Origin of the sequence: Achromobacter spanius, from assembly GCF_002966795.1 — a bacterium.
Taxonomy (GTDB): Bacteria; Pseudomonadota; Gammaproteobacteria; order Burkholderiales; family Burkholderiaceae_B; genus Achromobacter; species Achromobacter spanius_D.
The window spans coordinates 1,573,144-1,585,034 of sequence record NZ_CP023270.1 but is presented as its reverse complement, the minus strand read 5'-3'; the positions used below and the strand labels follow the sequence as shown (position 1 = coordinate 1,585,034).

The following is an 11,891-nucleotide window of genomic DNA, read 5'->3' as shown; positions in this document are numbered from 1 at the left end:
GCGTTATTCCTTGGGCTTGACGACCAAGGTGCCTTTCACGCTCTGGTGAAAGTCGTCAAAAAAGGGATACTCGCCGGGACGCGAAATGGTGATGACCACGAAGGACTTCACGCCTGGTCCCAGGACTTTTTCCTTGCGCAGCGGAATGCTTTCGAATTCCACCGGCTCGTTGCTCTCGTTGATGAGTTCAATCTTGAAACGGCCCGCCGGGACTTCCAGCGTGGCCGGTTCGAACGTGCCGTCCGGCTTGAACCGCAAGGTGAACGTGGGCAGTTCGTCCGCCTGCGCGGGCGCCATGCCCGCCGCGCCGGCCAGGCCGATCAGCATTGCGGCAAGAACGCGAAGCAGGCGGCGCACGATCAGTACCCGCCCTTCTTGCCGGTGCCGGCGTAGACGAATTCATATTCCAGGTCGAACGGTTCGAACCATTCGCCCACGCCCGTTTCCTTGTCGACGTGACGGCCGAAGTGGCTCATCTTGTTCGCGGTCGGCGGCAGGATCGTGTACTTGAGCTTGTACTTGCCCGGGCCTTCGAGCTTCACGTTTTCACCGTAGTGCGGGCCGTCGTTGGCGACCATCGGCATGAACGTGCCCTTCTGCACGTTCTGGCTGCCGACCTTCTGGATCTCGTAATTCACGACCAGGTACGGCACCCACTCGCCTTCCGGGAAACCGGTCTTGTTGCCGGCCGTGGCGTGGATGTCTGCCTCAAGGTGCACGTCGGAATCCTTGGCCGGACGCATCATGCCGGGCGGATCCATTTCGATCGGCTGCAGGTACACGGCGCCGATTTCCATGCCACCCTTCTCGGCAGGCTTGCCGATGGGGTATTCGGCCGCATGGGCGGCGGACACGCTCAACGCGACAATGGCCAGCGCCAAGGCTTTCTTGATCATGTGCATAATCCTTGAGACACAAATGAAAACAGCGGCTCTTAAAACACAAACAAGAACCGTTTTCATTAATTTAGTGGATTTTGCTGACACAGCCCTGAACCTGGCCGCACTAAAAGTGCCGGATCATTGCGTTGGCTCAATCGTCAAAAAGCCGCCTTGGCATGCGCCAAGACGGCTTTTTATTCTTGACGCGGACCGGGCGGGTCCGGCGTCCAGGGGTGCTTACTTGCGCCCCGTGCCCGGAGTGCTGCCCGGCGTGAACGGGAAGGTCGAGAACATGGCGCGCGTCTGATCCTGCATCTGGTCCTGCATCTGCACGAACAGGTTTTTGCTCTGGTCGATGTAGTTGTTCATCATGTTCTGCAGCATCGGCGTCTGCACATTCATGAACTGCGTCCAGGCTTCCGGTCCGAACTGGCTGCCGTACAGGCCCTTGGACTGCTCGGCCATGCGCTGCTGGATTTCCATGAACGCCTGGATGTTCTTTTCCAGGTACGAACCCATGATGCCTTGCATGGCGTGGCCGTAGAAACGGATGATCTGCGACAGCATGTTCGAGGAGAACATGGGCATGCCGCCGCTCTCCTCTTCAAGGATGATCTGCAGGAGGATGCTGCGCGTCAGGTCTTCGCCGCTCTTGGCGTCGACAACCTGGAATTCCTCATTTGCCAGGACCAGTTGCTTGACATCTGCCAGGGTGATGTAGGTGCTGGTCCGGGTGTCGTATAAGCGACGGTTGGGGTATTTTTTAATCAGGCGCAGGCTGGCGCCGGTTTGTGCTTGCATCATGGTTGTCCCCGGATCGGGCGATCTCTTTAGGCTTCGAATAATGTGAGTGTAATGCTGTACGGCCCTCTGCCCGAAGCCGTACAGCGCGAGTGGGCCGCCGCGGGGCGGCCCACGTCACGTCAACCCATGTGCAGGCCGCCGTTCAGCGAAAAATCCGCGCCAGTCGAAAAGCCGGATTCGTCGGACGCAAGCCACGAGGTCATGGACGCGATTTCCTCGGGCGTGCCCAGGCGGCGCACCGGGATCGTGGCAACGATCTTCTCCAGCACGTCCGGCCGGATGGCACGGACCATGTCGGTGCCGATGTACCCCGGCGAAATCGTGTTGACGGTCACGCCCTTGCTGGCCACTTCCTGCGCCAGCGCCATCGTGAATCCATGGATGCCGGCCTTTGCCGTGGAGTAGTTGGTCTGGCCGAACTGCCCCTTCTGGCCGTTGACCGAACTGATGTTGATGATGCGCCCCCACTGGCGCTCGACCATGCCGTCGATGACCTGCTTGGTCACATTGAACAAGCTGTTCAGGTTGGTATCGATGACCGCGCGCCAATCGTCGGCGGTCATCTTGCGGAACAGCCCGTCACGCGTGATGCCCGCGTTGTTGACCAGCACGTCCACCGGCCCGAGGTCAGCCGTCACCCTTTCGAAAGCGGCAACGGTGGAGTCCCAATCGGACACGTTTCCAACCGACGCGTAGAACGTGAAACCCTGCGCGGCCTGCTCATCCAGCCATTGCTGGTAGTTGCGGCTGGGGCCGCAACCTGCCACCACGCGAAAGCCATCCTTGGCCAAGCGCTGGCAAATAGAGGTGCCGATCCCGCCCATCCCGCCTGTTACGTAAGCCAGTTTTCCGCTCATTGGACTTCCTCCTGTGTGCGACGGACGCCTCGTTGATTAAACATCTTCCTGCCGGGGATCGGACCGCGATGCGCGGTATCAGGCCGCCCGGACCTTTACATATCTGCCAGGGGCCGGCTCGATCGGCCGGTACTTGGCATTGCCTGCCTTTGTCCTCGCCTTGACCTGTTTGCCCGAATGATCGGCCAGCCAGCCGGTCCAGTCGGGCCACCAGCTTCCGGGGTGTTCCACGGTCTGCGCGAGCCACGTGTTGGGGTCGCCGGGCAACGGCTGGCTTTCCTGTTCCAGCGCGTCGGCCACCCAATAACTGCGGCGCTTCTTGGCGGGCGGATTCACCACGCCCGCGATGTGGCCGGATGCGCCCAGCACGAAACGCTGCGGTCCGCGCAATACCTGCGTGGATGCGTAGGCCGACACCCAGGGCACGATGTGGTCTTCGCGCGAACCGAAGATATAGGCCGGCATGCGCAGCCGCGTCAGGTCCAGCGGCAGGCCGGCGGCCTGCGCGCGGCCCGGCACCTTGAGGTTGTTCTCAAGGTAGGTATTGCGGAAGTACCAGGAAAAGAAAGGTCCCGGCAGATTGGTGCTGTCGCCGTTCCAGAACAGCAGGTCGAACGCCGGAGGCTTTTGTCCCTTGAGGTAATTGCCGACCACGTAGTTCCAGACCAGCTCATTGGGGCGCAGGAACGAGAACGTGGTGGCCAGATCGCGGCCCGGCATCAGGCCGCCGTTGCCCAATTGATGGTCGCGCATGAGCGCGTGGGTTTCGTCGACGAAGACGTTCAGGACGCCGGTGTCGTGAAAATCGAGCATCGAGGTGAGCAGCGTCAGCGCGGCCACGGGATGCTCGCCGCGCGCTTCGGCCAGCGCCAGCGCCGCGCCCAGCATCGTGCCGCCCACGCAGAAGCCCAGCGCATTGACCTGCGGTTGCTTGGTGATGTCGCTGGCCACGCGCAGCGCCTGCAGCACCGCGTCGTCAAGATAGTCGGACCAGGTGGCGCGATCGACGCCGTCGGTATCGCTGGCAACCGGATTGCGCCAGGAGATCAGGAAGACCGTGTAGCCCTGCCCGATCGCGTGACGCACGAACGAGTTCTCGGGCTGCAGATCCAGGATGTAGAACTTGTTGATGTTCGGCGGCACGATGACCAGCGGCCGTTCGTGCACGGTGCCGGTCGACGGCGCGTATTGAATGAGCTGGAACAGCGGGTTCTCGAACACCACGTCGCCGGGCGTCGTGGCCACGTTGCGGCCGATCTCGAATTGGGACTCGTCGGTCTGCGTGATGCGGCCTTTCTGCACGTCGCCCAACAGGTTCGCCAGGCCTTCGTTCAGCGCACGGCCCGCGCTCTCGACGATGGACTGCTGCGCGTCGGGATTCAACGCCAGGAAGTTGGACGGCGACAGCGCGTCGACCCACTGCATGATCGAGAATCGAAGGCGGTCTCGCATGGGCTCGCTGACCTGCGCGGCGTCGACCATGCGCTGCATGGCGCGGGCGGACAGCAGATAGGTATGTGCCAGCAACAGGTGCGACGCGTTCGCCGCCCAGGCATCACCCGAGAACCGGCGATCGGACGGCGGCGCCAGCGTGCCGCGCTGGGCATCGTCGCAAAGGCGTTGCCATTCGCGCGCGAACTCTGCCTGGATGTCAGCCAGGACTTCCGGTGCCACGCTCACCGGAATGGGACCTGCGGAGAGATTGGCATTCACTTCGACACCTTGTTATCGAGACTTCGCGATTGATGTTGCATTCCGGGTTCAGGGCTGTCAATGCGGGTATACAAGGAGGCTGCTACCGCGGGACGCAAGGCCGGCGCCGGCCTTTGCGCAGCGTCAAACCGGATGCAACCAGGCCAGCACTGCCATGCGTCCCGTCACCCCGTCGCGGCGGTAGGAAAAGTACCGGTCCTTGCGCGTCACCGTGCATTCGCCGCTGAGGGACACCTCTTGTACCCCGGCGCGACGCAAGCGGAAATCGGCCAATCCGGCGAGGTCGGCCAGCCACTTGCCGGCGACGCCGGGTCGCGGCGTGAAAAAGCGCGCCGTCGCCGGGTCGTCGGCGGTGAAGGCGTCCAGCACATCCTGCCCCACCTCGAACTGCTGCGGACCGATGCCGGGCCCGACCCAGGCTCGCCATCCGGTTGCGTGAGGCGCCTTGGCGCGCATGGCGTCCAGCGTGTGTTCCAGCACCCCGCCCGACAGGCCGCGCCAGCCGGCGTGCGCCGCGCCCAGCACCTTGCCCTCGGCGTCGGCGATGACCACCGGCAGGCAATCGGCCACCATGATGGCCAGCACGCGCCCGGGCTGCGCCGTGACGCTGGCATCCACCGCAGGCTCGGCGGGCACATCGGACGCATCCGCGTCCACGACCTCGCTGCCATGCACCTGGCGCAGCCACAGGGGGTCGGCGGGCACCGCTGCGCGCACGCGGCGCCGGTTCTCGGTCACGGCCTCGGGGTTGTCCTCGGCCCGCAGGCCAAGATTCAGGGTGTCATGCGGCGCCACGCCCACGCCCCCTGCGCGGGTGGTGCAGAAGTAGCTGACGCCATGCCAGTCGGGTCCCGACACGACGGGCAGGTCTGCAATCAGACGTTCCATGCAATGCTCTCCTGGACCTGCGCCATGTCGGCAGGCACCGGCGCGTCGAACTGGACGTCGCCCTTGCCTGCGGGATCGTCGAAATGCAGCGCACGGGCGTGCAGCATCTGGCGCTGCGCCCCGGCGATGTTCTTGCCGCCGTATATCGTGTCGGCCAGCAGCGGATGCCCCAGGCTGGCCATGTGCACGCGGATCTGGTGGGTGCGCCCGGTTTCCAGGCGGCACACCACTTCGGTGACGCGGCCACCGGGGTCCACCGAACCGCGGCGGGCCGGCGCGTAATTGGTGATGGCCGGCTTGGGCGCGACGGGCCGCTCGACGCTCATGCGCACCGGCACGCGCGGATCGCGGCCGATGGCGCGGTCGACCTTGCCCGCGGCGGCCACCCAGCCGTGCGCCAGGGCCACGTATTCGCGGCCCATGCTGCGCGCCTGCAGTTGGCGCACAAGGTGGGTCTGGGCGATGTCGTTGCGGGCCACGACCATCAGGCCGGAGGTGTCCTTGTCCAGCCGGTGCACGATGCCGGCACGGGCGACCTGCGCCAATTCCGGGTAGCGATGCAGCAGGCCATTGAGCAGCGTGCCGCTCCAGTTGCCGGCGCCCGGGTGGGTGACCAGGCCCGCCGGCTTGTTGACGACGATCCAGTCGGGGCTTTCGGCAACCACGCCGAACTCGACGGGCTCGGGCGTGAATGCCTGCGCATCGGGCGCGGGCTGGGCCCAGATGGTGAGTTCGTCGCCGGGGCCGACCGTCTGACGGATCTTGCCCGGCGCCCCGTTGACCAGGACGTTGCCGGATTCGATCCAGCCTTGCAGGCGATTGCGGGAATGGTCGGGCAAGAGACCCGCCAGAACCTTGTCGAGCCGGTCGGCGCGCGTGGCGGACGGCACGGTTACAAGTTGTGGCTCGGGGCGGCCGGATTCGTCGAGATTTTCGTCGGCGCTGTCGTCGGAAACAAGATCTGCGCGGGCGGCTGTATCAGACATGGAGACAAATCATATAATCAGCCTGCCATGCTAACACCAAGGATACGATTCTCGTGATTCACCACCCTGCAGCTCCCTCGAACCCCGCATCCCGCAGCGGGTCGGTTTTGCGCGTGGTCATCGCGCTTTTTGCCGTCATCGTCATCGCTGGTTGCAGCGGGGCGGACAGCAAGTATGACAAGACCACCAACTGGAGCGCAGAACAACTCTACGCGGACGCCAAGGCCGAAATGGCGTCGGGCGGCTGGAAAGAAGCGCGCGAGCGCCTGACCGCCATCGAAAGCCGCTACCCGTTTGGCGTCTACGCGCAGCAGGCGTTGCTGGAGCTGGCCTACGTCAACTGGAAAGACGGCGAAAACGAACAGGCACTGGCCGCCATCGACCGCTTCCAGCAGCTTTACCCCAATCACCCCGGCACCGATTACGCGCTCTACCTGAAGGGCCTGATCAACTTCACGCCGGCCAGCGCCTTCATGAGCAACATCACCGGCCAGGATCCGGCCGAGCGCGATCCCAAGGGTCTGCGCGCGTCCTACGATGCCTTCACCGAGCTGATCAAGCGCTTCCCGGAAAGCAAGTACAGCGTGGACGCCGAAAAGCGCGTGGCGTGGCTGGTCAACACCATTGCCATGAACGAAGTCCACGTCGCCCGCTACTACTACGAGCGCGGCGCCTACGTGGCCGCCGCCAACCGCGCGCAGACCGTCATCACCGACTTCGAGGGCGCCCCCGCCACCGAAGAGGCGCTCTACCTGATGGTTCAGTCGTACGACAAACTGAACATGACCGACCTGAAGAACGACGCCCAGCGTGTCTACGACAAGAACTTCCCGAACAGCGCGTTCCGGACCCAGGGCCTGAAGGCCGACAAGAGCTGGTGGAATCCCTTCAACTGATTCCGCCTGCATGGGAAGCAAAAAGCCCTTCAGATTTCTGAAGGGCTTTTTTTCGTCTGGCCGGCGCGCGATGTGCCGTGTTACGCGTCGTCCGGTCCGCGTTTGCGCCGATAGAACGCCAGCACCTCTTCCAGTTCGCGCGTGCGCGCAAACGGCGGCAGGCCGCGCCACAGGCGTTTGCCGTACGGCTTTTCCACGAGCCGCGCGTCGCCCACCATCAGTACGCCCCAATCGGATTCGGTGCGGATCAGCCGGCCCGCGCCCTGCTTGAGCGAGATGGCGGCCTCGGGCAACTGGTATTCCGCAAACGGATTGCCGCCTTGCGCTCGGCAGGCGCGCAGGCGGGCCTCGATGACGGGATCGTCGGGCGGCGCGAAGGGCAGCTTGTCAATTGCCACCAGCGTCAGCACGTCGCCCGGCAGGTCGATGCCTTCCCAGAAACTGGCGCTGCCCACCAGCACCGGATGCTTGAGCTTGCAGAAGCGATCAAGCAGATCGCGGCGGGTGCCCTCGCCCTGCTTGAGCAGCGGCCAGTCATGTCCCGCGTCGTCAAAGGCATCGGCCAGCAGATTGGCGACCTTGTCCACGGCGCGCAGCGTCGTACAGAGCACCAGGGTGCCGCCGGGGCTGGCTTCCAGCAGCGGCAGCAGCGTCTGGACGAAGCGGTCCAGGAACTGCGGCGATTGGGGTTCGGGCATGCCGCGCGGCACGAACAGCAGCGCCTGCTCGGGGTAGTCGAATGGCGACTCCCATTTGCCGGTGCGCGCGGTATCCAGGCCGAGCTGGCTGGTGAAGTGCGTGAATTCGCCGTTGATCGACAGCGTGGCCGAGGTCATGATCCAGGCCTGGCCGGGCTTGCGGAACTTGGAGAACGCCTGCGCCACGGATAGCGGCGCCGAATGCAGCCGCACGTGATGCAGGCCGTGCTCGACCCAGCGCACGGCCGGCCCCGTCCATTGTTCGGCCAGCGCGGCGCCTTCGAGCAACGCCGCGGGCGTGGACGGACCGTCGCCCAACGGGCTTTGCACGGGGGCTTGATCGTCGCGGCCCCAGCCCTCGTCGTCGTGCGCGCCGCTGCTGCGGCCGGGCGTTGCCCAGCGCTTGAGCTTGACCGAAATCTCCGCGCCCATGCGCGCGGCCGCGAGCAGGTCGGGGTGTTTTTCGGCGACCGCGCCCAGCGCCTTGGTGGCGCTGTCCACGGATTCACGTAGCGACAAGAGCGCTTCGTCGAATTCCTCGGGGTTGGGGATGGCCTCGAACGTGGCCTTGCGGCCCGGCATCTTGTCCAGCGGCGCACAGACCAGCCGCAATTCGCGCGCGGCGGTTTCCAGATGGCGGCTGACGTCGCTCCATTTGGCGGCTTCGCGCGCATAGGCCAGGCCCGCGACTTCCAGCGCGCGGCCGAAGTCCATCAGTTGGTGCGTGGACACGCTGTTGCCCAGAAAGCGCGTGGCGGTGTCGGGCAGTTGATGGGCTTCGTCGAAGATGACCGTGTCGGCTTCAGGCAGCAGGTCGGTGACGCCCTCTTCGCGCAGCATCAGGTCTGCCATGAAGAGCGCGTGGTTGACGACGACGACGTCGGCTTCCTGCGCCTGTCGGCGCGCCTTGACGACGAAGCAGTCGCGGATGCGCGGGCATTCCTGGCCCAGGCAGTTTTCGCGGGTGGACGTGACGCGTTGCCAGATGTCGGCGTCTTCGGGCACCTGCGCCAAGTCGCCGCGGTCGCCCGTTTTGGAGATGCCCGCGAACACCTGGATCTGACGCAGTTGCTGGATTTCGGAGCGGGACTTCAGGGCGCGCTCGTCGCCTTGCAGGCGTTCGAGGTGGTAGTGGCAAACGTAGTTGCCGCGGCCCTTGAGCAGTGCGGCCGTGACGGGCGCGGCCAGCGCGGCGCGCACGCGCGGCAGATCGCGCGCGAAAAGTTGATCCTGCAGGGTGCGCGTGCCGGTGGAAATGAGCACCTTGCCGCCCTGGATGAAGGCGGGTACAAGATACGCCCAGGTCTTGCCGATGCCGGTGCCGGCTTCGGCCACCAGCGTGGCGCGGTCCTGGATGGCCTGGCCGATGGCCTGCGACAGTTCCACCTGAGATGGACGCGGCTTGTAGCCGGGCAAGGCCGTGGCCAGCGGCCCGTCCTCGTCAAAGAATTCGGATATGTCCAGGTCCAGCATTACAGCAGCCTAATGTAGGGCCCCAAATGATACCCGCTGGCGCGCCGTTTTCCTGCTTGCGGCCTGCCGCAACGCCGCTGGCAGAGGGACGGATCAGTCCCTTGCGCCACGTTCCGTAACAACGGCTTATGGCACAATCCGCCCCTCGTTTTCCCTTTTTGCCGTCGTATAGAGATGTCTGAAACTTCCACTATCACGAACGTCGCCACCGGCGTCGACAACGCCCGCATCGTCGCCCAGCTCGCCACCGAGCTGGGCGCCCGCGCCTCCCAGATCGCTGCGGCGGTGGAACTGCTGGATGACGGCGCCACCGTGCCCTTCATCGCCCGCTACCGCAAGGAAGCGACCGGCGGCCTGGACGACACCGTGCTGCGCAACCTGGAAGTCCGCCTGGGCTACCTGCGCGAGCTCGAAGACCGCCGCGGCGCCATCCTCGAATCCATTTCGCAGCAAGGCAAGCTGACGGCCGAGCTGCAGCAGGAAATCGCCACCGCCGACACCAAGCAGCGCCTGGAAGACCTGTACGCGCCGTACAAGCCCAAGCGCCGCACGCGCGCCCAGATCGCCCGCGAAGCCGGCCTCGAACCGCTGGCCGATGCCATCCTGGCCGATCCCGCCTGCGATCCCGCCGCCCTGGCCGCGCAATACCTGAATCCCGAAGCCGCCATCAACGACGCCAAGGCGGCGCTCGATGGCGCGCGCGACATCCTGGCCGAACGCTACGCCGAAAACGCCGACCTGCTGGCCGACATGCGCGAGCACCTGTGGTCCACGGGCCTCGTGTACTCGAAGATGATCGAGGGCAAGGAAACCGAAGGCGCCAACTTCCGCGACTGGTTCGACTTCAACGAGCCGCTGCGCACCCTGCCCTCGCACCGCATCCTGGCGCTGCTGCGCGGCCGCCAGCAAGGCGTGCTCGAGCTGCGCCTTGGCCTGGAAGCCGACCTCGAAGCCCAGACCCCGCATCCGTGCGTGGCCCGCATCGCCAACTTCCTCAAGCTTGGCAACGGCCTGTTCGCGCTGGACGCCACGCCGCGCGCGCGCTGGCTCGGCGAAGTCTGCCGCTGGACCTGGCGCGTCAAGCTCCTGACCGCCTTCGAAAGCGAGCTGATCGGCCGCCTGCGCGAAAGCGGCGAGACCGAGGCGATCCGCGTGTTCGCCGCCAACCTGAAAGACCTGCTGCTGGCCGCGCCGGCCGGTCCGAAGGCCGTGCTCGGCCTGGACCCCGGCATCCGCACGGGCTGCAAGGTCGCCGTCATCGACAAGACCGGCAAGGTCGTCGACACCACCACCGTGTACCCGTTTGAACCGCGCCGCGACCGCGAAGGCACGATCAACACGCTGGCCGCGCTGGTGGCGCGCCACAGCGTGGACCTGATCGCCATCGGCAACGGCACGGCCTCGCGCGAAAGCGAAAAGCTCGTGGGCGACATGATGGAGCGTTTCCCCGACCTGAAGGTCACCCGCGTCGTCGTTTCCGAAGCGGGCGCATCGGTGTATTCGGCCTCCGAAACCGCCGCCCTGGAATTCCCCGACCTCGACGTGACGCTGCGCGGCGCCGTGTCCATTGCACGCCGCCTGCAGGACCCGCTGGCCGAACTGGTCAAGATCGACCCCAAGGCCATCGGCGTGGGCCAGTACCAGCACGACGTCAACCAGCGCGAACTGGCGCGCTCGCTGGACGCCGTGGTCGAAGACTGCGTGAACGCGGTGGGCGTGGACGTGAACACGGCGTCGGCCGCGCTGCTGGCCCGCGTGTCCGGCCTGAACTCGCTGCTGGCCAAGAACATCGTGTCCTTCCGCGACGAAAACGGCGCCTTCCCCACGCGCGACATCCTGCGCAAGGTGCCTCGCTTTGGCGACAAGGCATTCGAACAGGCTGCCGGCTTCCTGCGTATCCCCAACGGCGAGAACCCGCTGGATGCCTCGTCTGTCCACCCCGAAGCCTACCCGGTGGTCGAGCGCATCGTCGCCAAGATCAAGACCGAGGTGAAGCAGATCATCGGCCAGCGCGAAGCCCTCAAGGGCGTGTCGCCGTCGGATTTCACCGACGAGCGCTTCGGCCTGCCGACCGTCAAGGACATCTTTGCCGAACTCGAAAAACCCGGCCGCGACCCGCGTCCGGAATTCAAGACGGCGCAGTTCAAGGAAGGCGTGGAAACGCTGAACGACCTGTATCCGGGCATGGTGCTGGAAGGCGTGGTGACCAACGTGGCCAACTTCGGCGCGTTCGTCGACATCGGCGTGCACCAGGACGGCCTGGTTCACATCTCGGCGCTGGCCGAGAAGTTCGTGAAGGATCCGCGCGACGTGGTGCGCGTGGGCCAGACGGTCAGCGTCAAGGTGCTGGAAGTGGACGCCGCGCGCAAGCGCGTGGCGCTCACCATGCGCCTGAACGACACGGCCGCGCCGGCCCGCCGCAGCGCCGATGCGCCCAAGGGCGGCGACCGTCCGCGCCGTCAGGGCGATGGCGGCCGCAACGCCGCTGGCGGCGGCGCCGCGGGGATGAACAGCGCCATGGCCGACGCGTTTGCCAAGTTGAAGCGCTGATCTTCTGATCCGCTGATCCCTCGCGATCCTCAGCGTTACCCAGATCCCGGCGTCGGAAGCGCCGGGATTTTCTTTGCGCGGCCGCTCTCGGGTCGCCCCGCTGTGGCTTAGGGCTTACCCCTAAATCGGCCGCTTTCGTTGCGTT

General features: G+C 65.4%; 10 protein-coding genes. 2 read left to right on the top strand and 8 right to left on the bottom strand.

What is annotated here, in order from left to right; translation table 11 throughout:
- Positions 1-3: 3 nt before the first annotated feature.
- The 7 genes from CLM73_RS07095 to CLM73_RS07065 form a co-directional block, all read right to left on the bottom strand.
- Positions 4-327, bottom strand: a complete 324-nt coding sequence (locus CLM73_RS07095; protein WP_056569434.1) for a cupredoxin domain-containing protein — start codon at positions 325-327, stop codon at positions 4-6.
- Positions 328-359: 32 nt separating this feature from the next.
- Complete coding sequence (locus CLM73_RS07090) at positions 360-896, bottom strand: iron transporter (RefSeq protein WP_105237882.1); 537 nt, start codon at positions 894-896, stop codon at positions 360-362.
- A 222-nt stretch (positions 897-1,118) separates the two neighbouring features.
- Complete coding sequence (gene phaR, locus CLM73_RS07085) at positions 1,119-1,685, bottom strand: polyhydroxyalkanoate synthesis repressor PhaR (RefSeq protein ID WP_105237881.1); 567 nt, start codon at positions 1,683-1,685, stop codon at positions 1,119-1,121.
- Between the two features lie 119 nt (positions 1,686-1,804).
- Entirely contained in the window at positions 1,805-2,542 is a 738-nt protein-coding gene (locus tag CLM73_RS07080; protein ID WP_056567753.1) for a 3-ketoacyl-ACP reductase, read from the bottom strand.
- Between the two features lie 78 nt (positions 2,543-2,620).
- Positions 2,621-4,255 carry a PHA/PHB synthase family protein gene (locus tag CLM73_RS07075; RefSeq protein WP_105237880.1) on the bottom strand — a complete coding sequence of 545 codons (1,635 nt, stop codon included), beginning with the start codon at positions 4,253-4,255 and terminating at the stop codon, positions 2,621-2,623.
- A gap of 123 nt (positions 4,256-4,378) precedes the next feature.
- Positions 4,379-5,143 (bottom strand): peptidoglycan editing factor PgeF, encoded by a 765-nt coding sequence (pgeF, locus tag CLM73_RS07070; RefSeq protein ID WP_105237879.1) that lies wholly within the window; start codon positions 5,141-5,143, stop codon positions 4,379-4,381.
- Entirely contained in the window at positions 5,131-6,129 is a 999-nt protein-coding gene (locus CLM73_RS07065) for an RluA family pseudouridine synthase (protein WP_105237878.1), read from the bottom strand. Before CLM73_RS07065 ends, pgeF begins: the two co-directional genes overlap by 13 nt.
- Positions 6,130-6,236: 107 nt before the next feature.
- Here CLM73_RS07065 and CLM73_RS07060 point away from each other — a divergent pair, with 107 nt between their 5' ends.
- Complete coding sequence (locus CLM73_RS07060; RefSeq protein ID WP_105237877.1) at positions 6,237-7,025, top strand: outer membrane protein assembly factor BamD; 789 nt, start codon at positions 6,237-6,239, stop codon at positions 7,023-7,025.
- A gap of 80 nt (positions 7,026-7,105) precedes the next feature.
- Here the strand turns inward: CLM73_RS07060 and CLM73_RS07055 are convergent, their stop codons facing one another.
- The gene (locus CLM73_RS07055) at positions 7,106-9,196 is read right to left on the bottom strand and encodes an ATP-dependent DNA helicase (RefSeq protein ID WP_056567766.1); all 2,091 of its coding nucleotides are present in this window, start codon (positions 9,194-9,196) and stop codon (positions 7,106-7,108) included.
- 174 nt (positions 9,197-9,370) lie between these two features.
- Here CLM73_RS07055 and tex point away from each other — a divergent pair, with 174 nt between their 5' ends.
- The gene (tex, locus tag CLM73_RS07050; protein ID WP_105237876.1) at positions 9,371-11,746 is read left to right on the top strand and encodes an RNA-binding transcriptional accessory protein Tex; all 2,376 of its coding nucleotides are present in this window, start codon (positions 9,371-9,373) and stop codon (positions 11,744-11,746) included.
- Positions 11,747-11,891: the final 145 nt, after the last annotated feature.